The 22,806-nt window shown below is 69.3% G+C and carries 20 protein-coding genes and 1 riboswitch; of the genes, 16 read left to right on the top strand and 4 right to left on the bottom strand.

What is annotated here, in order from left to right:
* Positions 1-1,789: 1,789 nt before the first annotated feature.
* Positions 1,790-3,361 carry a glutamine-hydrolyzing GMP synthase gene (gene guaA / locus IZR01_RS34940; protein WP_194926336.1) on the top strand — a complete coding sequence of 524 codons (1,572 nt, stop codon included), beginning with the start codon at positions 1,790-1,792 and terminating at the stop codon, positions 3,359-3,361.
* A gap of 262 nt (positions 3,362-3,623) precedes the next feature.
* On the opposite strand, the gene IZR01_RS34945 is transcribed toward guaA, so the two are convergent.
* The 3 genes from IZR01_RS34945 to IZR01_RS53690 all read right to left on the bottom strand — a co-directional run bounded on the left by IZR01_RS34945 (position 3,624) and on the right by IZR01_RS53690 (position 6,955).
* Positions 3,624-4,376: a VOC family protein gene (locus IZR01_RS34945; RefSeq protein WP_194926337.1), complete on the bottom strand. Its 753-nt coding sequence runs from the start codon at positions 4,374-4,376 to the stop codon at positions 3,624-3,626.
* A 396-nt stretch (positions 4,377-4,772) separates the two neighbouring features.
* Complete coding sequence (locus IZR01_RS34950; RefSeq protein ID WP_194926338.1) at positions 4,773-5,837, bottom strand: hypothetical protein; 1,065 nt, start codon at positions 5,835-5,837, stop codon at positions 4,773-4,775.
* Positions 5,838-5,908: 71 nt separating this feature from the next.
* On the bottom strand, positions 5,909-6,955 hold the full coding sequence (locus IZR01_RS53690; protein ID WP_194896002.1) for a C40 family peptidase: 1,047 nt from the start codon (positions 6,953-6,955) through the stop codon (positions 5,909-5,911).
* 10 nt (positions 6,956-6,965) lie between these two features.
* A riboswitch (cyclic di-AMP (ydaO/yuaA leader) is annotated at positions 6,966-7,133 on the bottom strand.
* 287 nt (positions 7,134-7,420) lie between these two features.
* On the opposite strand from IZR01_RS53690, the gene IZR01_RS34960 reads away from it, so the two are divergent.
* The gene (locus tag IZR01_RS34960; protein ID WP_194896001.1) at positions 7,421-7,768 is read left to right on the top strand and encodes a hypothetical protein; all 348 of its coding nucleotides are present in this window, start codon (positions 7,421-7,423) and stop codon (positions 7,766-7,768) included.
* 186 nt (positions 7,769-7,954) lie between these two features.
* On the opposite strand, the gene IZR01_RS34965 is transcribed toward IZR01_RS34960, so the two are convergent.
* Positions 7,955-8,854, bottom strand: a complete 900-nt coding sequence (locus IZR01_RS34965; protein ID WP_323746439.1) for an exonuclease domain-containing protein — start codon at positions 8,852-8,854, stop codon at positions 7,955-7,957.
* Positions 8,855-9,016: 162 nt separating this feature from the next.
* On the opposite strand from IZR01_RS34965, the gene ffh reads away from it, so the two are divergent.
* From ffh to IZR01_RS35035, 14 genes are all read left to right on the top strand, one after another.
* On the top strand, positions 9,017-10,564 hold the full coding sequence (ffh, locus tag IZR01_RS34970; protein WP_194896000.1) for a signal recognition particle protein: 1,548 nt from the start codon (positions 9,017-9,019) through the stop codon (positions 10,562-10,564).
* A 267-nt stretch (positions 10,565-10,831) separates the two neighbouring features.
* A complete protein-coding gene (gene rpsP / locus IZR01_RS34975) occupies positions 10,832-11,320 on the top strand; it encodes a 30S ribosomal protein S16 (protein WP_194926339.1) in 489 nt (162 codons plus the stop codon).
* Positions 11,321-11,322: 2 nt separating this feature from the next.
* Entirely contained in the window at positions 11,323-11,562 is a 240-nt protein-coding gene (locus IZR01_RS34980; protein WP_012785728.1) for an RNA-binding protein, read from the top strand.
* Between the two features lie 38 nt (positions 11,563-11,600).
* Complete coding sequence (gene rimM / locus IZR01_RS34985) at positions 11,601-12,122, top strand: ribosome maturation factor RimM (protein WP_194926345.1); 522 nt, start codon at positions 11,601-11,603, stop codon at positions 12,120-12,122.
* A 24-nt stretch (positions 12,123-12,146) separates the two neighbouring features.
* Positions 12,147-12,965, top strand: a complete 819-nt coding sequence (trmD, locus tag IZR01_RS34990; RefSeq protein ID WP_194926340.1) for a tRNA (guanosine(37)-N1)-methyltransferase TrmD — start codon at positions 12,147-12,149, stop codon at positions 12,963-12,965.
* A 163-nt stretch (positions 12,966-13,128) separates the two neighbouring features.
* On the top strand, positions 13,129-13,488 hold the full coding sequence (gene rplS, locus IZR01_RS34995; protein WP_194895997.1) for a 50S ribosomal protein L19: 360 nt from the start codon (positions 13,129-13,131) through the stop codon (positions 13,486-13,488).
* A 191-nt stretch (positions 13,489-13,679) separates the two neighbouring features.
* Positions 13,680-14,567, top strand: a complete 888-nt coding sequence (lepB, locus tag IZR01_RS35000; protein WP_323747181.1) for a signal peptidase I — start codon at positions 13,680-13,682, stop codon at positions 14,565-14,567.
* A gap of 99 nt (positions 14,568-14,666) precedes the next feature.
* Positions 14,667-15,932, top strand: coding sequence for a signal peptidase I (gene lepB, locus IZR01_RS51365; RefSeq protein ID WP_323747182.1), 1,266 nt, complete (start codon positions 14,667-14,669; stop codon positions 15,930-15,932).
* A 171-nt stretch (positions 15,933-16,103) separates the two neighbouring features.
* Positions 16,104-16,778: a ribonuclease HII gene (locus IZR01_RS35010; RefSeq protein ID WP_194926341.1), complete on the top strand. Its 675-nt coding sequence runs from the start codon at positions 16,104-16,106 to the stop codon at positions 16,776-16,778.
* Positions 16,779-16,818: 40 nt separating this feature from the next.
* The gene (locus IZR01_RS35015; protein WP_012785735.1) at positions 16,819-17,127 is read left to right on the top strand and encodes a DUF2469 domain-containing protein; all 309 of its coding nucleotides are present in this window, start codon (positions 16,819-16,821) and stop codon (positions 17,125-17,127) included.
* 210 nt (positions 17,128-17,337) lie between these two features.
* The gene (locus IZR01_RS35020; protein ID WP_323747183.1) at positions 17,338-17,811 is read left to right on the top strand and encodes a YraN family protein; all 474 of its coding nucleotides are present in this window, start codon (positions 17,338-17,340) and stop codon (positions 17,809-17,811) included.
* Positions 17,812-18,087: 276 nt separating this feature from the next.
* Entirely contained in the window at positions 18,088-19,641 is a 1,554-nt protein-coding gene (locus IZR01_RS35025; protein ID WP_194926342.1) for a YifB family Mg chelatase-like AAA ATPase, read from the top strand.
* Positions 19,642-20,665: 1,024 nt separating this feature from the next.
* On the top strand, positions 20,666-21,862 hold the full coding sequence (dprA, locus tag IZR01_RS53695) for a DNA-processing protein DprA (RefSeq protein WP_194926343.1): 1,197 nt from the start codon (positions 20,666-20,668) through the stop codon (positions 21,860-21,862).
* A 298-nt stretch (positions 21,863-22,160) separates the two neighbouring features.
* The coding region (locus IZR01_RS35035) for a tyrosine-type recombinase/integrase (RefSeq protein WP_194926344.1) at positions 22,161-22,806 on the top strand (646 nt) is incomplete at its 3' end.

Raw genomic sequence — 22,806 nt, forward strand, 5'->3', positions numbered from 1 at the left:
GGAATCCCCGACCGGCCCGGAAGCGGCGCGGAACCAAGGACGGCCGCCGACATCGCGGCGGCCGTCCGTAATAGAAAGAGCGGCGTGAGCAGCACCGCCCAGTAGGTCCTCGACCGCAGTCGACCACCGAGCCGTCCCGACCGCCCCACATCAAGGCGTTCCGCAACGCCCGCCACGTCGCGGTCCCGCATCGGACAGCCACCGCAGACCCCTGGTCCAGGCGTTTCACACGGTCCACCACGCTGCGGCCCCGACCCGAGGCCGACGAGCTCGCCGAGCACTCCGACCTCGCCAAACTCTCGCCGAACCTCCGCTGAGCGGCGTCCGGGTTGGTGCCCCCGTCCGCGGTAACGGCCAAAATCCCGGTCGCCGTCGAGCGGCATCACCACCCCTACCGCCGCAGCCACCGCCACCGCCACCGCCACCGATCACGGCCATTGCCGCCGATCACGGCCACCGCCACCGCTCACGGCCATTGCCCCGCTCACGGCCACTGCCACCGCCGTGGCCGCTGGCACTGCTGTGGCTCATCCACCCGGCCCGATGCCCATCCGATGGCGCCGTGACTGCGGGCCGGCGGCGCGATAGCCCTCGGCGTGCCCAACACCCCAGACTGTCGCTGGCCACAACGACCGACGACATCCTGTCCCGGCGCACAATCCCTGAGATCTGACGCGCACCCCGGCCAACTCCCCGCAGGTGGCCACCGTCCTGCCGCCGATCACGCAGGCCGGCGGCAAACAAACTCGTCATCCCGACGATTCACTCACATGGCCACAGCCAATATGCGTAGGCCGATCTACGCCAATCGCCCGATGTCCAATATGCGAGCTACGCGCACTATTGAGTCATTCCGAAAGCCGTCCGCCAGGCCAAGGCACACGGGCGGCCCAGGATGACGGTCACCACCGGGCCGAACGCGGACAGAGCTCACCGCGCAGGCCCCGGAGGCCGCCGCCACACCCTCGATGACACCAAGTTGTCGACTGCTCGAGGCGAGGCGATAAGAGCCTCCGGCTTGGTCAAGCCGGAGGAAATGTGGGGGATCGCCCCGCATCGAGCAGGCCCCTCCGGGGGCGGGTACGGCAAACCCTCAGCCGGACCCCGGCGCAACCCCCATGCGCCAGGGCCCGGCCCTGAGGAGCGCCCATCGCACGGCAAGGAGGAACCGAATGGCAAAGTGCGTCGCAGGACGGACGCCGGCAAAGGCCGAGCTGACCGGAGCCCGGACCTGCCGGAAGTGCCTGCCAACCGCGCCCGAGCGTTTCCTCGGCCACGCCGACGCGGTGCTAACCCCGACGCTGCTCCGGCCGCCGCCTCGCCGCAGAGCAGAGCTGGCGCGGGCACTGGCTTGCCCCGTCGCCAACACCGCTCACGCCAGGTGGCGCCCGTCGGGGAACCTAGCCGGCCAGCCAGCGACGAACATCCCGGCGCGGACGCGCACCTGTGGGAGGCCGATCGGCGTGCCGCTCTCCGCTCGGCCCGGCTGCAGGCGCCGCTGCTGGGCCGCGCGGCACACCTTGAAGCGGTGCGACCCCGGTCACGAACGGCGTCGGGCGGGGCTGGTCGCGAACGGTGCCGGTCAGGGCGGGTCACGAACAGTGTCAGGCGGGCTGCGGTCGCAGGCGGCTGGCCGCTGTCGGAACCGCCGGATCCCTGCCGTGTGATTCGCCCGATTGTGTGCTGCCGGGTGCCCGGCGCTGGCGACCACCCGAACGCGGCGCGGGGCGACCAGCGATCACGCACGTGACCTGAGCTATCACTCGCGCCCGATAGACTTGGCCGCATCATGGAGCAGCCTGCCGACACCGTTCTTGTCATCGACTTCGGAGCCCAGTACGCGCAGCTCATCGCGCGCCGGGTCCGCGAAGCCCACGTCTACAGCGAGATCGTGCCGCACACCGCGACGGTCGCCGAAATCCTCGCCAAGAAGCCCAAGGCGGTGATCCTTTCCGGCGGGCCGTCCTCGGTCTATGCCGAGAGTGCGCCGAACGTTGGTGCGGAGTTGTTCCGCGCTGGGGTGCCGACTCTGGGCATCTGCTATGGATTCCAGGCCATGGCGCGTGCGCTGGGCGGCGTGGTCGAGCAGACCGGCGGTCGGGAGTATGGCCGCACCTCGCTGGAGGTCACCGACACCGGGTCCACCCTGTTCCAGGGCTCGCACGCCGATCAGCCGGTGTGGATGTCGCACGGCGACGCCGTCGTGGCGGCCCCGGCGGGTTTTCGGGTGACCGGGACCACTGCCAAGACCCCGGTTGCGGCGTTCGAGGATGACGAGAACCGGCTGTACGGCATCCAGCACCACCCCGAGGTCATGCACTCGCAGTTCGGGCAGCTGCTATTGGAGAACTTCCTCTACCGTGGCGCCGGCATCACGCCGAACTGGACCACCGGCAACATCGTTGATGAGCAGGTCGCGGCGATTCGCGAGCAGGTTGGTACCAAGCGGGCGATCTGCGGGCTGTCTGGCGGGGTGGACTCCGCGGTGGCTGCGGCTATCGTGCAGAAGGCCATCGGTGAGCAGCTGACGTGCGTGTTCGTCGACCACGGGCTGCTGCGCAAGGGTGAGGCCGAGCAGGTCGAGAAGGACTTCGTCGCGGCTACTGGTGTGCAGCTGAAGGTGGTCGACGCTGAGGAGCGGTTCCTGTCCGCGCTGGCCGAGGTGTCCGACCCGGAGGAGAAACGCAAGATCATCGGTCGGGAGTTCATCCGGGTCTTCGAGCAGGCTGAGCGGGAGATCGTCGCGGAGTCGGCGGACGCCGGTGAGGCGGTGAAGTTCCTGGTGCAGGGCACGCTCTACCCGGACGTCGTGGAGTCGGGGGGCGGCGCCGGCACCGCGAACATCAAGAGCCATCACAACGTCGGTGGGCTGCCTGAGGATCTGCAGTTCGAGTTGATCGAGCCGCTGCGCAAGCTGTTCAAGGACGAGGTGCGGCAGGTCGGCCGTGAGTTGGGGCTGCCCGAGGCGATCGTGGGGCGCCAGCCGTTCCCGGGCCCGGGCCTGGGCATCCGCATCGTCGGCGAGGTTACGAAGGACCGCCTGGACTTGCTGCGCGAGGCCGACGCTATTGCCCGCGAGGAGCTGACCGCGGCCGGGCTGGACAAGGAGATCTGGCAGTGCCCGGTGGTGCTGCTGGCTGACGTGCGGTCGGTGGGCGTCCAGGGCGACGGCCGGACCTATGGTCACCCGATCGTGTTGCGCCCGGTCTCCAGTGAGGACGCGATGACCGCCGACTGGTCCCGGCTGCCGTATGAGGTGCTGGCGCAGATCTCGACGCGGATCACCAACGAGGTCGCCGACGTCAACCGAGTGGTGCTGGACGTGACCAGCAAGCCGCCGGGGACGATCGAGTGGGAGTAGACGCTTCGTAGGCGTTGGCGGGTGCTGGCGGCGGGCCGGGTCTTCGGATCCGGCCCTTCGCTTTGCCGCCAGGGTTGGGCGCTGGGACCTAGGTCGTAGGCGAAGAGGCGAAGAGGCGAAGAGGCGAAGAGGCGAAGAGGCGAAGAGGCGAAGAGGCGAAGAGGCGAAGAGGCGAAGAGGCGAAGAGGCGAAGAGGCGAAGAGGCGAAGAGGTCGAGAAGTCGAGAAGTCGAGAGGCCGCGGGGTCGCGGGGCCGTGAGGGGCTAGAGGTCGGTGGCTGGCCCCAGTACGCAGAACTCGTGGCCCTCGGGGTCGGTGAGGCACGTCCACGGGACGTCACCCTGGCCGAGATCGAGGTCGGTCGCGCCGAGGGCGTACAGCCGTTCCACCTCCGCCGGCTTCTGGTCGATCGCGTATGGGAGCAGATCGAGGTGTACGCGATCGGGCACGGTCTTCGCCTCGGGGGAGCGCAGGAACTCCAGGAACGGCCCGGCGTCCTTGGGGGAGCGCATGACGGTGTAGTCGTCGGTCAGGTCGCGGACGGACCAATCGATCGCCGTGGCCCAGAAACGGGCCATTGCTCGTGGGTCCACGCAGTCGACTGCCACCGCCGCGATTGGTCCTGTGTCGCGGTAGACCTCGCGTGGCTCCAGGACGCAGAACTCGTTGCCCTCGGGATCGGCTAGGACTGTCCATGGGACGTCGCCCTGGCCGATGTCGGCAGACGTCGCCCCGATGTCCCTCAGCCGCTCTACGAGCTCTGTTTGGTGGGCTGCGGACGTGGTGGCCAGGTCGAGGTGCATCCGGTTCTTCGTTGCCGACTTGGGCGCAGGGACGGCGACGACGTCGATGGTCAGAGCGATCGGGTCCGGCCAGACCAGGCTCCCCGCGGGTCCGACGCTGGTCAGGCCGCTTTCCTCGCTGTCGGCACGCCAGCCGAGTGCGTCGGCCCAGAAGCGGCCGATCGCTGCGTGATCAAGGGCTTTGATGTTCACCTGGACTGGTCGTAGGGCCATGTCCGGGATCTTACGCACCCATTCGGGATCGCCAGCTGCACTAGTGACGATGCCACACAAAGCTTGCCTGCCCTTGGTACCGCATACAGTTCCGCCGACGTCGGGCTTGCTGCGGTGCCACCACGTGACACCCGGTCTCAGCGCCTCTGGCACAGTTGAGCCCTGCCGAGTCAGCCGGTAGCGCGGTCTCGTAGCGACGCCGAGCGGTGCTTGGCCGCGATGCCTGGCCGTAACGCCCGCCGTAGCGCGCCCCTTGCCGGAGCCGAGCACAGCCGCCCTGACTGGGGGGCTGCCTCAGAACCGCCGGTGCCCTGGATCGGAGGCTGCCTCCGAACCACTGGCCGCCATGCAGCCGCCATGCCGTAGTGACAGCGAGTCTAACCGCAGCGAAGTCCCCTACGACTCCTGATCGAACTCCAGCGCCTCGTGCAGCTTCCGGTTTACATGCCGCAGCCGCTCGATAGTCCGCTGCGCCTCCCGCAGCTCATACCGCAGCCGAATGATCTCCTCGATCGCCGCCAGATCGGCCAGATCGCTCAGATCCGCCAGGTCAGCCGAGGCCAGTGCCGGCTCGACCTCCTCGACCTCCTCGGCGTACTCCGGGTCCGGCGGTATCGGGATCGCCAGCTCTGCCGGCTGCGTGAGCGCGGCCTGCACCTCGGCGGCCCACTGCAGCGCGTCCGGCTCCTGCGGGCGGCGCACGAACTCGTGGATTACCGCACCGGCCGGCTCCGGGTCAGCGAACTGATGTCCCTCGGTCACCACCGCTGCGGGATCGGGTTCTGCCGCGAGGTCCGCAGCCGGAGTACTTGCAGCCGGACTGCTCGCGGTCGGAGCGCCCGCACTGAGAGAAGCCGCAGCCGCTGAAGCTGAAGAAGCCGCAGTAGGAGCAGCAGGAGTAGCAGTAATCACCCGCTCCGCAGAGAAGTCCTCCGCCGGGTCGTAGGGTATAGCCGACTCACTGGTCTCAGCCGCCGCCGCAACTGCCGCCGCCCGCGACACCAACTCGCTGGGCTGCTCGAAAACCTCGGCATCCGGCGCCTCCTCCGGCTCCCGCATCATCGCTGCGGTCCAGCCCGCGGCCTCACACGCCGCGTCCCGGAAGTCCCGCAGCTGCCGCAGCATCCCCTCGCTGGACGGGAACAGCCGCTGGGCCTGCGCCACGTTCGTCACCGCCAGCGGTGCGGCCTGCACCGTGTCGCCGAGCTCGGAGTAGGCCTGCGCCAGTTTGATCCGCGCCATCAGCGCGTCGCGGGGGCCCGAGCCGATGCCCTGCTCGGCCTGCTCCAGGGCGCTGATCAGGCCGCCGATCCACTCCTGCGGGTCGGCGTACTCCTCGACCGGTTCCTCCACCGGCTCGGCGATGAGCTCTCCTTCGGCGACGAGGTCCCCGGGCTCCCCGGTCGGCACCGGCTCTGCGGTGGTGTCGGCGTGTTCGCGACCGACTCCGTACTCAGACATTCCGTCCCCCTGGACAACGTCGAAGGGCGCCGACGTGACTGTCGGCGCCCCGCGGCTGGCTTGGCACAATACTACGGCCGGACAACCCTCACCACGGGCATGGAGTTGATCGGAGCGTACTGCACGGTCGTGCCCGGGTACGGGGCGTGGATCACCATGCCGCCGCCGACGTATATCCCGACGTGATGCATGCTGCCGTAGTAGATGACCAGGTCACCGACCGCGATGTTGCTCTCGCTGACGGCCGGGAACTCGTAGGCCTGGGCCGAGGAGGAGTGCGACATCGACACCCCCGCGGCAGCCCACGCGGCCTCGGTCAGACCGGAGCAGTCGAAGCTGCTCGGGCCCTCCGCGCCGTAGACATAGGGCTTGCCGACCTGGGCCTTGGCGAAGGCGACCGCTGTCGCCGCGCGGGCGTTGGGCGCCGGCGGCAGGCCGGGCGGAGGGGTCTGGGCCTGCTGGTTCTGCTCGCTCTGCTGCTGCTTGTACTGGGTCTGCTGAGTGGGCGTCAGCGAGTCCAGCAGAGTCTGCGCCTGCTTCTCCTTGGCGTCGATGTCCGTCTTGGTCTGCGCCATCTGGTCGCGCGTCTTCTGCAGCTGCTGCAGGTCCGCCGAGGCCTCGGCCTTGTCCTGGTCCAGCTGGCGCTTGATCTCCTGCGCGGAGGACATCGCGGCGGTGGAGTGGCTGGAGGCCTCGTTCATCGCGGTGGCGGCCTGCAGGAACGAGTCCGGGGCGGCCGAGAGCATGAGCTCCAGCGAGCTGTCCACGCCGCCAGCGCGGTACTGAGCCGCGGCCAGGCTGCCCAGCGAGGACTGCGCGTTGGTCAGCTGCGTCTGCTCGGAAGTGATGCGGGCCTGGATCTGGTCGACCTTGTGTTGCAGCGCCGACAGGTTGGTGGACGCCTGGTCATACGCCTCAGAGGCCTGCTCGGCCTGGTTGTGGAGGGTGTTGACCTGGTTCTTGACGTCGTTGAGGTTCGGTGTCGGGTCGGCGTGGGCCAGACCCGGGAGCAGCGCGATGGAACCGACCGTGGCGGTCGCCAGCGTCACCGCGGTGCGAGGCGCGGTGATCGTCTTCTTGGACGCGCGGTGAGTGGTCACGGTTTTGTGGGACGCCACGAAGGCGCTCTCCTTCTCTACCTGCCGCCTACCGGGTTAGCTGACGGGTTCGGGCTGAGAAGCGTGCCCTACAGGCCGCCGCGCGGGGGTTCGCAGCGGACCGATTCACCCCTGGCCCCAGTGGATGCAGGCCGGTGGGACTGGTGGGTCCCCGGTTCCGGATCTGCGCTCCGCCCCTGGGCTGTGTGGAAGCCCAAGCTAACTGCGGGTCGCGCTTCGCCGGATTCGGCGTGAACTCCCGCCACCGTCCAGGATGGGCGGCGTGGTTACGAGAGTCCGGCCGTAACCCTAGCGAGACCTCGAACGACAAAACGGACCGGCCCAGGACGCTATACCAGGATTTTACTTTAGGAGGCGTTTAGTGGTCCTGATTCAGTGTGTGCTGTCCGGTTTCGCGCTAGGTCGATCCCGTGGTTCTTGCCGACTCAGCGTCGGCATCGCAAGTGGTGCTCGTAGGATGCAGGCGTGAAAGTACTGCAAGAATGCCTGCTGGTCCTGCATTTCGTCGGTATCGCCTCGCTGTTGGGCGGGTTCCTGACGCAGATGGCCGCCCAGACCAAGCGTGTCGTTCCGGCCATGCTGCACGGCGCGGCGACGATGCTGGTCACCGGGCTGGGGTTGTATGCGGTGGACGACAACGGCCTGCACCACGCGCCGCCGGCGGCGAAGATGGCGGTGAAGCTCGGGATCCTGGTGGTGATCGCCGGATTGATCTGGACGCAGCGGACCAAGGAGGAGATCGCCAAGGGCGTCTACTTCGGGATCGGCGGGCTGACGCTGGCGAACATCGTCATCGCCGTGTTCTGGCACTGAGAGTGCCCTGATAGCGCACCTTATAAAGACCTCTATATAGAGACCTCTGTAGATCCCGTTCTGTAGTCCTGTAGAGACGTGTGCGGCGGGTGACCCATGATCCGGGTCACCCGCCGCACACGTCTCTACAGCGTCACCTGCCTGCGGAAGGGATCGATTCTGTAGAAGACGTCGATGTGTTCTGCATCACGCCGAGGTAGCCAGCGGCCGGGTCGGCCACTCCGGCTCGGCGTAGGACTTCTCGCCCCGGCGCTCCCGGTACGCCGCCCGGTCTGCCTCCTGCTCGGCCTTCCAGCGGGCCTGCGCCTCGTGCAACCGCACCGCGTCCAGCGTCCCGACCGCGGCGTAGGTGGCGCCGATCACCTGGGCCAGGTTCATCGCCGCCAAAGCGTCGGCCGCGGCGTCGTGCGCGTGGGTGATCGGCACACCGTAGAACTGGCACTGGGCTTCCAGCGTGCGCGCGCCCTTGCGGAACTTGTCCATCTGCCGGTCGATGACCAGCGGGTCGATCACCGGGGCCACAGGTGCCCGGGCGGCCAGCGGGGTCAGCCCGTTGCGCGCCAGCTCGGCCTCCAGCAGCGTCAGGTCGTACGGGGCGTTGAAGACCACCAGCGGGGTGCCCGCGCGCAGTTCGGCGGCCAGCGCGTCGGCGATCTCGTCCAGAGTCCGGCGCGGCGGCGCGCCGTGCTCGCGGGCGTACTCGGTGGTGATGCCGTGGATCGCGGTGGCCTCGGCCGGGATCTCCATGCCGGGGTCGATGAGGAAGGACTTCTCTGAGCCGTCGGAGGCGACGATGGACGCCGAGACGATCCGGACGGTCTTCGGGTCGCGGCCGGTGGTCTCGGTGTCGAAGCCGGCCAGTCGGCGGCGGTGCCAGCCGTCATGCGAGCCGCGCTGCGGCGGCACGGTCGGCTGCGCCGCACCTTCGGGTTGGGTCTGGGTCTGGGGTCGGGGCTCCCACGCCGGGGCGCACTCGTGGTGATAGGTCTGCCACGCACCGTCCACGTTGGCGCGCGTACCGGCCTCGGCTTCCACCCGACCCTTGCACGCGGAGCACGTCCCCGCGTACTTGTTGACCAGAGTCACTGTGTTGTTCTCCCTCACCTCGTGTTGACACCATGGTGGCGCACCGTTCTGACAAACACGGCCAGACTCCGGTCTCACGACGTCAGCGGCTACCCTGGTGGACTACGGCGGTTTTTCTAATCCGCCCGATCTGTTGATTTCCGCGCGAAGGATGAATACGACGTGTTCGACACGCTCTCCGATCGTTTGGCCACGACGTTCAAAAACCTGCGCGGCAAGGGTCGGCTCTCGCCCCAGGACATCGACGAGACGCTGCGCGAGATCAGGCGCGCCCTGCTGGAGGCGGACGTCTCCCTGGAGGCTGTGCGGCCGTTCATCGCGGCGGTCCGGACCCGGGCCGAGAGCGCGGAGGTCTCCAAGGCGCTGAACCCGGCGCAGCAGATCATCAAGATCGTCAACGAGGAGCTCGTCGGCATCCTCGGCGGCGAGACCCGGCGGCTGCGGTTCGCCAAGAACCCGCCCACGGTGATCTTGCTCGCCGGTCTGCAAGGTGCCGGTAAGACCACGCTGGCCGGCAAGCTGGCGTACTGGCTGCGGTCCGAGGGCCACACCCCGGTGCTGGTCGCGGCTGACCTGCAGCGGCCCAACGCGGTCACCCAGCTGCAGGTCGTCGGCGACCGGGCCGGCGTGCCGGTGTTCGCCCCGGAGCCCGGCAACGGCGTCGGGAACCCGGTCAAGGTGGCGCAGGACTCGATCGAGTTCGCCAAGGCCAAGATGCACGACGTGGTGATCGTCGACACCGCCGGCCGGCTGGGCATCGACGCCGAGCTGATGCGGCAGGCCGCCGACATCCGGGACGCGGTCCGGCCCGACGAGGTCCTGTTCGTGGTCGACGCCATGATCGGCCAGGACGCGGTGACCACCGCCCAGGCCTTCATGGACGGCGTCGGCTTCGACGGCGTGGTGCTCACCAAGCTCGACGGCGACGCCCGCGGCGGCGCGGCCCTGTCGGTGCGCCAGGTCACCGGCAAGCCGGTGATGTTCGCCTCCTCCGGGGAGAAGCTGGAGGAGTTCGACGTCTTCCACCCCGAGCGCATGGCGAGCCGCATCCTCGACATGGGCGACATGATGACCCTGATCGAGCAGGCCGAGAAGGCGTTCGACCAGGCCGAGGCCGAGAAGATGGCGGGCAAGCTGGCCCGCAACGAGTTCACGCTCGACGACTTCCTGAACCAGATGGAGCAGCTGAAGAAGCTCGGCTCCATGACCAAACTGCTCGGCATGCTGCCGGGTGTCAGTGGCATCAAGGACCAGCTCAAGGAGATCGACGACAAGGATGTCAACCGGATCGCCGCGATCATCAAGTCGATGACCCCGGGCGAGCGCGAGGACGTCAAGATCATCAACGGCTCGCGCCGGCAGCGCATCGCCCGGGGCTCGGGCACCTCGGTGCCGGAGGTCAACAACCTCATCGAGCGCTTCCTCGAGGCCAAGAAGATGATGTCGCAGATGGCCAAGGGCGGGATGCCCGGCATGCCGGGGCTGCCCGGGGCCGGCGGGCTCGGCGGCACCAAGCGCAAGTCGGCCAAGGCCAAGGCGGCCGACAAGGCGTCCAAGTCCAAGGGCCGCTCGCGCTCCGGGAACCCGGCCAAGGCCAAGGCCGAGGAGGCGGCGCGGCAGGCGCGCAAGGATGGCAACGGCCCGTTCGGGGAGGACGGCGGCCAGTTCGAGCTGCCGGACGAGTTCAAGAACCTGCTGCCTCCCCAGTAGGGGCGCGGCGGTTCGACTCGGCGATCCACCGATGATCCGCCGGCGATCCATCAGGCGGAGTGACGCTTCGGTGCCTCCCGGTGTCCCAGCGCACCGGGGGGCGTCCCGACCAGCCTGAACCTTCTGGCACAATGGAAGCTTGTACCGGTCGCGCATGGCCCTCTCTCCTGCGCTAAGCCGTGTCCATCCGGCTGCTGCCGATGCCATGTCCCCACGTGGCGGTGCGGTGGCACCACCCGCAGTCAACCAAGCAGGAGACACCACACCGTGGCAGTCAAGATCAAGCTCAAGCGCATGGGCAAGATCCGGAACCCGCAGTACCGGATCATCGTGGCCGACGCCCGCACCAAGCGGGACGGTCGCGCGATCGAGGAGATCGGCAAGTACCACCCGAAGGAGGACCCTTCCTACATCGAGGTGCTTTCCGAGCGCGCGCAGTACTGGCTGGGCGTCGGCGCGCAGCCGACCGAGGCCGTCGCGGCGATCCTGAAGATCACCGGCGACTGGCAGAGGTTCAAGGGCCTGGACGCCCCGGCGCCGATGAAGGTCGCGGCCCCCAAGGCCGACCGCAAGGCCGTCTTCGAGGCCGCCGCCAAGGAAGCCGCCGACGAGCCGAAGACCGGCGCGACCACGCCGAAGAAGAAGGCCGACAAGGCTGAAAAGGCCGAGAAGAAGGCCGAGGAGACCCCGGCGACCGAGGCTCCGGTGGAGACCCCGGCCCCGGCCGTCGAGGCTGAGATCGCTTCCGAGGGCTGAGCATGCTGGAAGAGGCCCTGGAGCACCTGGTCAAGGGCATCGTCGAGCACCCCGATGAGGTCCGGGTCCGCGAGCGTGACCAGCGCCGCGGCAAGGTCTTGGAAGTCCGGGTGCACCCGGACGACCTGGGCAAGGTGATCGGCCGCGGCGGGCGCACCGCGCGGGCGCTGCGCACCGTGATGGCCGCCCTCGGCGGCCGCTCGCTGCGTGTCGACCTCGTCGAGGCGGCCGGCTACCGGTGAGCCCTGAAGCAGACACCCCGTCCGGCCGACCCGAGGCACTGCGCCTGGTGGTCGGCCGGATCGGTCGTGCCCACGGCATCCGCGGCCAGGCCACCGTCGAGGTCCGCACCGACGACCCGGACCTGCGTTTCGCCCCCGGCTCCCGGTTGCTGACCGAGCCGGCCGAGCGCGGCCCGCTGGTGGTGTCGGACATGCGCTTCCACAGCGGGACCCTGCTGCTGTCCTTCGAGGGCGTGGCCGACCGGAACGCCGTCGAGGCGCTGCGGAACACGATCCTGGTGGTCGAGGCCGATCCGGACGAGACCCCGGACGACCCCGACGAGTACTACGACCACCAGCTGGTCGGGCTGCCCGTGGAGTTGGCCGACGGCAGCGCGCTGGGCGAGATCGCCGACCTGCTGCACCTGCCGGGGCAGGACGTGCTGGCGGTCAAGCGGCCCGCCGGTCCCGAGGTGCTGATCCCGTTCGTCAAGCAGTTCGTCCCGACCGTGGACGTCGCCGGCGGCCGGGTCGTGGTCGATCCGCCGGCCGGGCTGCTGGACCTGGACAGCGTCGAGTAGCGGCCACTTCTCACCGGGTATCCCATGCGCATTGACATCGTCACCATCTTCCCCGAGTACCTGGCGCCGCTGGACGTCTCGCTGATCGGCAAGGCGGCGGCCGCCGGGATCCTCGACGTGCACGTGCACGAGCTGCGCGGTTGGACTCACGACCGGCACAACACCGTGGACGACACGCCGTGCGGCGGCGGGCCCGGCATGGTGATGAAGCCCGAACCGTGGTCGGCGGCGCTGACTCAGATCGTCCCGCCGGGTTCGGAGGACGGCGCGCGCCTGGTCGTGCCGACGCCGTCGGGCCGGCCGTTCACCCAGCGGGTGGCCGAGGATCTGGCGACGGCTTCCCATCTGGTGTTCGCTCCGGCGCGCTATGAGGGAATCGATCGGCGGTTTATAGAGGCTGCCGCAGAGCGGATGCCTGTAGAAGAGCTCTCCATCGGCGACTACGTGTTGGCCGGCGGTGAGGTCGCGGTGCTCGTGATGGTTGAGGCCGTGGGCCGACTGCTGCCCGGTGTGCTCGGCAATGCGGAGTCCGCTAAAGACGACTCCTTCGGGCACGCCTCTGAGGGCGGTATGGCGGGGCTTCTAGAGGGACCCGTATATACGAAACCCGCCAGTTGGGACGGCCGCGAGGTCCCGCCGGTGTTGCTGTCCGGCAATCACGGCCTGATCGCGCGCTGGCGTCGGGATCAGGCGTTCCAACGGACCGCGCAGATGCGTCCGGACCTGATCGAGGCCCTGGACCCGGCTTCCCTGGACAAGAGGGACCGGGCCCAGCTGGAGGCTTTGGGCTGGTCGCAGACCTCCGGCGGATTTCGTTTCGACCCCGACGCTGTGTCAGACTAGGCCGGTACTGCTTGAGCAGGTGCCTGTCTTTCGACAGACGCAATCACCTGCCCGCCGGACGCGCCCTGCCGCAGGGGGACCCGCCCACGGCGATTTCAAGTGAGGATCCGGTTTCACCGCCACTTAAGCCGTGGTCGACCTGTGGCGTCCACGAGGAGAGATCATGGACAAGCTGTCCACTATCGACGAGCTGTCGATGCGCATCGACGTCCCGGACTTCCGTCCCGGTGACACGGTCAACGTGCACGTCAAGGTCGTCGAGGGTAACCGCTCCCGCATCCAGCAGTTCAAGGGCGTCGTCATCCGCCGCCAGGGCTCCGGTGTGCGCGAGACCTTCACGGTCCGCAAGGTCAGCTTCAGTGTCGGCGTGGAGCGTACCTTCCCGCTGCACACCCCGATCATCGAGAAGATCGAGGTCGTGACCCGGGGTGACGTCCGCCGGGCGAAGCTGTACTACCTGCGCGACCTGCGCGGCAAGAAGGCGAAGATCAAGGAGAAGCGCGAGGCGGTCGCGGGCCACTGAGCCCCGTAAGTCCCGCACGGTTTCCAAGGCTCCGGGCCACGTCCTCCTACGTGAGGACGTGGCCCGGAGCCGTTTACAGAATCCTCAGGCAAGTCCTATAACTTGTTCGACTGGGAACGGCTGTTCCTGTCTGTCCAAAGTTGCTGACCCGGGTCAACAGACTCGACGACGAACAGGCTAGGGTGCGGCCGGTGGCCAAGGGGCAAAGGCGCCGGCTGAAACCGGTGAAGTTGTGGAAGGAACTGCCGATCCTGTTCGGGGTCGCGCTGTTGCTGGCCTTGGTGATCAAGACGTTCTTCGTGCAGGCCTACTTCATCCCTTCGCAGTCCATGCAGCACACCATCGAACCCGGCGACCGCGTGCTGGTGAACAAGCTGACCCCGTGGTTCGGCTGGACCCCGGAGCGCGGCCAGATCGTGGTGTTCAAGGACCCCGGCGGCTGGCTGGACCCCTCGGAGATCAAGAAGGACAACGCCTTCGTCGGCGGGGTCAAGAAGGTGTTCTCCTGGGTCGGGCTGCTGCCCGAGGGCAACGAGCAGGACCTGATCAAGCGGGTCGTCGGGGTGCCCGGGGACGTCGTGCAGTGCAAGGGCGTCGGACAGCCGGTGACGGTCAATGGGGTGCCGCTGGACGAGCATTCCTACCTCTACCGCGGGGTCGACGGACAGCTGGACGACCCGTCGCAGACCCCTTTCGGGCCGATCACCGTTCAGCCGCACACGGTGTTCGTGCTCGGAGACCACCGGAGCGATTCCGGGGACTCGCGGGTGCACCTGCAGGAGGCCTCCCAGGGGCTGGTCCCGTATTCGGACATGCAGGGCCACGCTTTCGTGCGGATCTGGCCGCTGACACGCGTCAGCGGCCTGGGTACTCCTTCTACGTTCTCCTTGAAGAACCCTGCGCAGGCTGCCCAGAGCGCGGCTACAGTGCCGCCGGTGCTGTGGGGACTCACGCTCGCGGTCCCGCTGCGGGCCGGATCGCTGCGCCGGCGCCGTCGCGCCGGTGCGTTCCTTCCGGACCCCGCGGGCGTAACCAATCGGCTACGCGGGCGGTTGGGTACGGAGCGGCCGCTTGGCTGAACTGAACTTTCGAGGGACTGCGAAGGGAACAGCGACATGGACCAGGCGGCAGCGAAACGGGGCGGGCCTGGCGGGTCAGCGGAAGGGCAGACTGTGACAGTGGACGAGAGCTCCGAGACCGCCGACAACCCGGTCGGCCGCGGCGAGGCCGTGGTGCCGCGGCCCGATTACGCGGGTCATGACCAGGGCGGCGGCTATGCGGCGTCCTCCGGGTATGACGGGTCCGGTGCGCCCGGCGGGTATGGCGGTTCCAGTGGCACCGGCGGTCCCGGGGGCTACGGCGGTCCGAGTGGTTCCGGTGGTCCGGGGGCTCCCGGTGCTGCTGGCGGTCCTGGCGGCTATGGCGGTTCCGAGGGCCCTGGCGGTCCCGGCAACCCTGGCAACCCTGGCGGTCCGGGTGGCTATGGCGGCGGCCCACAGGGACCGGGCGGTCCCCAAGGCCCCGGCCAGTACAGCGGCGGCCCCGAGGGCTTCTCCCCGGCCCCGGAAGGGGACCAGGAGACCCGGGAGCCGGAGCCCGCGCCCGCCGAGCCGGCGGCGCCCCGCAAGTGGTGGCAGTGGCTGCTCCTGCCGTTCGCGGTGGTGTGGCGCTTCGCGTTCCCGAAGAAGCCGCGGCCGTTCATCATCGAACTGCCGTTCCTGCTGGCGATCGCCCTGTTGCTGGCCTTCATCATCAAGACCTTCCTGGTCCAGGCCTTCGTCATCCCCTCCGGCTCGATGCAGAACACGCTGGAGATCAACGACCGCGTGCTGGTCAACCGCTTCGCGAACTGGATGGGGCACGAGCCCAACCGCGGCGACATCGTGGTCTTCCAGGACCCGGGCGGCTGGCTGGACAGCGAGCCGGTGAAGCCGAAGAACGTCTTCAGCAAGGTCCTGACCGCGGTCGGCCTGCTGCCGGAGGACAACGGCGACCTGATCAAGCGGGTCATCGGGGTCGGCGGCGACGACGTGAAGTGCCTCGGTAACGGTGCTCCGGTGACCGTCAACGGTGTCCCGCTGCAGGAGTCGGGCTACTTGTACCCGAGCAACCTGCCCTCTATGGAGCCGTTCGAGGTGCACGTCCCGCAGGGCAAGCTGTGGGTCATGGGCGACCACCGCGAGGTCTCGGTCGACTCCCGGGCCCACATCAACAGCCAGACCGGCGGCTTCGTGCCGGAGGGCAACGTGGTCGGCGTCGCGGTGCTGAAGGTGTGGCCGCCGTCGCACTTCGGCACGCTGCCGGTGCCGTCGGACTTCCGGGTCAGCTTCCAGTCGCTGGCCACGCCGGGCGCGGTGCCGGTGGCGGCGGTCGCCATGGCGCTGCCGATCACGGTGGTGCGGCGGCGCCGGAAGCTTCGGACGCTCGAAGCGGCGGCGGACTAGAGACGTAGTAGGCGTCGGCTAGAGGCGTACTAGGCAGCCGACTATAGATGTAGTAGCGGTCAATGTTCACTACCTTTGTAGTGATTTGACCGGGTGATCGATGGCGGTCGCGGCAGGGACTTCCCGCTGCGGCCGCCATTGTCGTCTCCGCTGCGTTGTACGTTAGAGACGATGACCACTACGCCCACACCCACGCTGCCGCGCGGCGTAGCGATCCGCTCCGACGCGGGGATCTACGGCTACGAGCGCGCGCTGGCCCGTGCCGGGTTCCCCACGGTCGCCGGCGCGGACGAGGCCGGCCGCGGTGCCTGCGCAGGCCCGCTGGTGGCGGCCGCCGTGATCCTGCGCCCCGGGGCCTCGGGCCGCATCCCCGGCCTGTCCGACTCCAAGCTGCTCACCGAGAAGGCCCGCGACCGGGTCCGCCTGGAGATCGAGAAGCGCGCGCTGTCCTATGCGTGGGTCGCCATACCGGCTCCCGAGGTGGACCGTCTGGGTCTGCACCATGCGAACATCGCTGCGCTGCGCCGCGCCGTGGCCCGCCTCGACGTCGCCCCCTCGTACGCGCTCTCGGACGGGTTCCACGTGGACGGGCTTCCCTGCCCTAGCCTTGCCATGTGGAAGGGGGACCAGGTGGCTGCCTGCGTGGCCGCCGCGTCGGTGCTGGCCAAGACCGTGCGGGACGCCATGATGACCGAGTTGGCCCAGCGCCACCCGGCGTACGGCTTCGAGGTCCACAAGGGCTACTCCACCCCCGCCCACCAGGCCGCATTGGCGGAGCACGGGCCTTGTCCGGAGCACCGTTTCACATATGCCAACGTGGCGAACGTTTCCCAGCGTTGTGGGTGACAATGACTGTGATTGAAGACCGACCAAGGGGAGCGTGGGCATGAGCGCTGAGGACCTCGAGAAGTACGAGACCGAGATGGAGCTCCAGCTCTATCGCGAGTACCGCGACGTGGTCGGCCTGTTCAAGTACGTGGTCGAGACCGAGCGGCGCTTCTACCTGACCAACCAGGTGGACCTCGCGGTGCGCTCGGCCGACGGTGAGGTGTACTTCGAGGTGACGATGGCGGACGCCTGGGTGTGGGACATGTACCGGCCCGCACGCTTCGTGAAGAACGTGAAAGTCGTCACGTTCAAGGACGTCAACGTCGAGGAACTGGCCAAGAGCGACCTGGAAGTCCCGACCGACTGACGGACCGCCGACCGCCAATCCAATTGAAAATCGAACAACAACGCCCGTCACGCGTGCCCACTAGGCCACACGAGTGACGGGCGTTCCCATTCCACCCCACTTATCCACAACCGCCGCAATCCTCCCTGGCCCCCGCCACCCACCCCGAGCGAACCTCGATCACGAGCGGCCCACCGACGGGCCGACCGAACGACCGGGAGGAGCGCAGCGGTGGCCGGCACAACCCCATTCCTGGAGGTCGAACACCACCTGACGGACTTCCCGTCGGCGATCGACCACAGCAGCCTGTCCCCAGGCCGCCTGGGCCGCGAAGGCGAGGACATCGCCGCCGCCTACCTCACCGCCTGCGGCTACCACGTCCTGGACCGCAACTGGCGCTGGCGCGGCCCGGACGTCCGCGGCGAGTTGGACATCGTCGCCCTGGCCTCCGACCTGCTGGTCACCGTCGAGGTCAAGACCCGCCGGGCAGCCACCGGCGGCCGGCCCTTCGACGCCATCACCGACGCCAAGCGCACCCGCCTGTGGAAACTGGCCAACCGCTGGGTCGCCGAACACCGCCTCGACCCGGAGCTCCGCAACCACCTGCCCCGTGGCCTACGAGGCATCCGTGTCGACGTCATCGGCCTGCTGTTCCCCGCCGACGGCCGCACCGAACCCGCCATCGACCACCTTCAGGCGGTGTGAGATGCGCAGCTCCGGTATCGCCGCCCCGGCTTCGGTTCCCTGCCGTGCCGACCGGTCCGACCAGGCGCGGGTCGCTCGGGCGTTCGTCACCGCCGCGCTCCGGCTGGCCCCGGTGCTGCCTGCCAAGCCCGGGCACCGCCCCGTCTTCCACGGCACATCAGGGTCGCTCGCCGGCCCGAACGGCGTCGCTCATGCCCACCCCACTCGGGCTGATGTCGGGGTGGCAGGCGACTTGCTGGCGCCGATGTCTTCGGCATGCGTCTGCGGAGCTCGGTCATGAGCATCTCGCGGACCCATGCCGTCGCCCTCAACGGCACCCAAGGCGTCGTCGTCGAGGTCGAGGTCAACGTCACCCGCGGCGCCACCCGCACCCAGATCCTCGGCCTGCGCGACACCGTCCTGTCCGAATGCCGCGACCGAGCCCGCGCCGCCGCCTACAACTCCGGGCACCGCTGGCCCGACGGCAACGTCACCGTCGGGCTGTCCCCGGCCTGGGTCCGCAAGGAAGGCTCAGCGTTCGACCTCGCCGTAGCCGTCGCCGCGCTCACCGCCGAAGGCGCCATCGGCCAGATCGCGCTCGCCGGCGCAGTCTTCCTCGCCGAGCTGTGCCTCGACGGCCGCCTGCGCCCCGTCCGAGGCGTGCTCCCGGCCGCTCTTGCCGCCCGCGACCACGGCCTGACCAGGATCCTCGTCGCCGAGCCCAACGCCCTCGAAGCCTCACAGATATCCGGCCTCGAAGTCCACGGCATGCGCTCCTTGGCGCAGGTCGTGGCCCTGCTCCAAGGCACCGAGATCCCCGATGCCGAACCACTCCCGCTGGACACCGGCCCGCGTACCGGCCCCCTACGCCCGGTCCGTCCCCTGCCCGACATGGCCGACGTCCTAGGCCAGTACGACGCGCGCCGAGCCCTGGAAGTCGCAGCCGCCGGAGGCCACCACCTACTCCTGGCCGGTGCCCCCGGTGCGGGCAAGACCCTGCTCGCCGAACGTCTGCCGTCGATCCTTCCTCCGCTCGACGAATCGGCCGCCCTCGAGGTCTCGTCCCTGCACTCGATCGCCGGCACGCTGCCCTGGGAAAAGCCTCTAATCACCGATCCGCCCTACCAGAGCGTGCACCACACCTGCACGGTCGCGGGCATGGTCGGCGGCGGCACCGGCCGCATCGTCCCCGGCGCCATCAGCCGCGCCCACCACGGCGTGTTGTTCGCCGACGAGATCCCCGAGATGCAGCGGGCCGTCCTCGAAGCACTACGCGAACCCCTCGAAGCCGGCGAGATCGTGATCGCCCGGGCTACCGGCACCGTGGTCTTTCCCGCGAGATTTCTCCTGGTCGCGGCCATGAATCCATGTCCGTGTGGACGTGCGGGCACCGCAGGCGGCCAGTGCACCTGCACCCCCGACGCCCGCCGCCGCTACACCCAGAAGCTCTCCGGCCCCTTCCTGGACCGCATCGACCTTCGCTTGGCCGTCCACCCCGTCGGCCGCGCCGAACTCTTCGGTGCCCTCCCAGGGGAATCCAGCGCCGACGTCCGTGACCGCGTCCTCGAAGCCCGGGCCCGGGCCACCCACCGCTACGCGGACCGCCCCTGGTCCACCAACGCCCAAATCCCCGGCAGCGCGCTGCGTGCCGAGTTCGCCCCCACCCCCGCCAGCCTCACCGACATCGATGCCCGCTACCAGGCAGGCGCCCTCACTGCTCGCGGCTACGACCGCCTCCTCCGCGTCGCCTGGACCCTCGCCGACCTCACGGGCCGCCCTCGACCAGGCCCCGACGAAGTAGCCACCGCCCTCGCCTTCCGCCAAGGCCTCCCCGGCCAACTAGCCACCTGATCCACGAACACTCACCTAGGAGCCCGCCATGACCGCCCTTCTCACCGCTGCCGCCCCCAACCCCGACCCGGCAAGCACCACCGCGCTGGCCCACCAACCCAGCTCCGACGTGCTCGCGCCGCCAACGCCAGCCACGCTCTCCCGGGCCAATGCCGACTCAGTTCCGGTGGACTCCTCGCGGCCGGATGAGTATCCATTCCGATCCGGCCCGGCACCGCGCCAAGCGCCCACCTCGAACTCCGGCCCGACTGCGGCAGCAACTTCTGAACCCGAACCCGAACGACAGGCTGGGCCGCCGGGCCGAGCTGTCCCGGAGCCTGCGCTGGCGGCCTCGGCGCCGCTCGCGAACGCCGGCTCAGCTCCTGCGGCCACCTCGCAGCCTGAGCCGGATGCTGAGCAACTGTGCTCCAAGCCTTCGCTCCTGGCCCCGAACCCGCTGCGCTCTGCGAACGCTGACTCAGCCACGGAGCCTGCCCAACCTGCCAAGCAGGCGGCTCCCGGACCCTCGCCTTCAGCTCCCGCCTCGCTGCGCTCTGCGAACGCTGACTCAGCCCCCGCAGGTCCCTCGGAGCCTGCCCAATTCGCCGAGCAATCGGCGCCAGGATCTTCGCCCTCAGCCTCCAACCCGTTGCTCTCTGCAAGCTCTGAGCCAGCTTCCACAAGGGCATCCGAGCCTGGTCGGCACGCTGGGCAATCGGTTCGAGACCCTTCGTCCTTAGCTCCGAATACGCTCCTCTATCCAAACTCTGACTCAGCTCGCGTAGGTCCCTCCGAGTCCGGCCAACGTGCCGAGCAGCCTTCGCTCTCCCCACCCACTCCAGAACCCGTCCCCGCGCTGCTGGCTCCCACCTCGCTGTTCTATGCGCCGCCCGATCGTTCGCAACCTTCTCCCGATCCAAGTCTCGAGCCGCTTCTGGCCCCGACCTCCCTCTACTACGCGGCCGCCGCTACGGCGGACCCTCCCGAGACTCCACCACCCACTCGACCTCCCGCACTCCCAACGGCTCACCGCGCGCCTGAACCCGTGCTTGTCACCACCGCGCCCCAAGACCCCACTGCTGCTGACCGTCGTGCGCGCCTGGTTCTTCATCACGCGTCTGAGCCTGGCGATGCCCTCCTCTGCCGTCTGGTCACCCGCTTCGGCGCTCCGACCGTCGCCTCCGCGCTCCTGGCCGGGAGTGCCGCTGATCTCCTCTCGCCCCACGACGAGGAGTCGGCCGCCGATCGCGCGTCGCTCATCAGCCGTGGCCACACGCTCCAGACCCGCTGCTACCGTGCCGATCCCGATGACGATCTCGCTGTCGGGGCCAAGACCGGCGCTCGGTACGTCATCCCCTCGGACGCTGAGTGGCCCGCCGCGCTCAACGACCTCGGCGACGCCGCTCCGCTCGGAATGTGGTTCCTCGGCGGCACGGATCTGGCTGCCGCGTCGAAGCGCAGTGTGTCCATCGTGGGCGCGCGTATTGCCACCGGCTACGGCATGCACGTCGCCGGCGAGCTCGCGGCCGGCCTGGCTGAACGCGGGTGGGCTGTCATCTCCGGCGCCGCACGCGGGATCGACGGGGCCGCGCATCGTGGAGCGCTCGCCGCTCGCGGAGTCACGGTCGCGGCCCTCGCATGTGGCATCGACCTCGTCTATCCACGCGGTCATGAGGCACTGATCGGTGCGATCGCAGCCGAGGGCTTAGTCGTCTCCGAACTGCCGCCCGGGACGTCTGTCAGCCGCTTTCGCTTTCTGGACCGCAACCGGGTGATCGCGGCCCTGGGCCTCGGAACCCTCGTCGTGGAGGCCGCGGCCCGTAGCGGCTCGCTCGTCACCGCACGCCTCGCCGACGAACTCGGCCGTCCCGTTCTCGCGGTACCCGGGCCCGTCACGTCCGAGGCGTCCGAGGGCACCCATCAGCTGATCCGTGACGGGGCTCTGCTCTGCACCCGCGCGGCCGAGGTGGTCGAACATCTCGGCGACCTCGGTGCCGACCTGGCCGACCCCGCTGTGTCGGCCCGCACCAGCTCCAGGCGCCCCCGCGACTCCCTCGACCCGATCGCGGCCCGCGTCCTGGACGCCCTCCCGGTCGCCGGACGGGGTGTGCTCGACACCGTCGAAGCAGCCTTGGCCGCGGGTCTGGATCCACATGCCGTCCGTGCCGCCCTGGGGCGGTTGTCGGCAGCCGGCTGGGTGGACCGTGAGGAGAGGGGGTGGTGCGCTCGCCTGATTCTTTAAGCGCGCCCGCGAAGAACGCTTCGCCACGAGAGCTCTGCGGAGAACACTTCGCCGCCGCCACACCAACAACCCCGGTACCGCAACCGACCGACTCAGCCCTCGAATCCGATGCCCGGCATCGAGAAAGGAGCCGCCCATCGACCGCCCCGACTCTCTCACCAGGCCACGCGTACGTCCGCGCCGCGCCCGGGTACGGAACCGCCCCGGCGTAGCCGTCACCTGGCGCGGGCCGGATCCCGGACGGATTGCCCGCACCGCCGACCTGCTCCTGGAGCGCCATCCGACGTAGGCTGGTTACGTGGACGACGCGTACCGGGCGGCCCTGGACCGCTTCGAGGAGGATCTGCGGGCGCGCAGGTTGTCCCCGCACACGGTGCGCGGCTATGTGGCCGACCTGGTGGACCTGTTCGCCTTCGCTGAGCGCGCCGGCGTGGGCACCCCCACCGAAGTCGGCCTGGACGTCGCAAGGTCCTGGCTCGCCCAGACCGCCGAATCCGGCGCGGCGCGGGCAACGCTCGCCCGCCGCACGGCAGCGTCCCGGGCCTGGGGCCGTCAAGCCTCGATCCCGAACCTTGCCCGCCTGGTGACACCGAAACCGCGCTCCCCGTTGCCCGCAGTCCTCTCGCAGCGCCAGATGTCCGACGCCCTCACCGCAGCAGCCGACGACACCGCGACGCGCGCGATGGAGCCGCTGGCGCTGCGGGACGTGGCCATCCTGGAGTTCCTGTACGCGACGGCCGCCCGGGTCTCCGAGCTGTGCGCCCTGAACCTGGACGACGTCGACTTCGCCCGACGCACCGCGCGCCTGTCGGGCAAGGGCGGCCGCGACCGCACGGTCCCGTTCGGCGTCCCGGCCGAGCGTGCCCTACAGGCGTGGCTGGCGCCCGCCGCACGCGGCGCCGTGCTGGCCGCTGCGCGCGGGAGCCGCAGCGTAGTTGGGTGGG

This window comes from Catenulispora pinisilvae (assembly GCF_015356865.1).
In the GTDB taxonomy this organism is placed as follows: domain Bacteria; phylum Actinomycetota; class Actinomycetes; order Streptomycetales; family Catenulisporaceae; genus Catenulispora; species Catenulispora pinisilvae.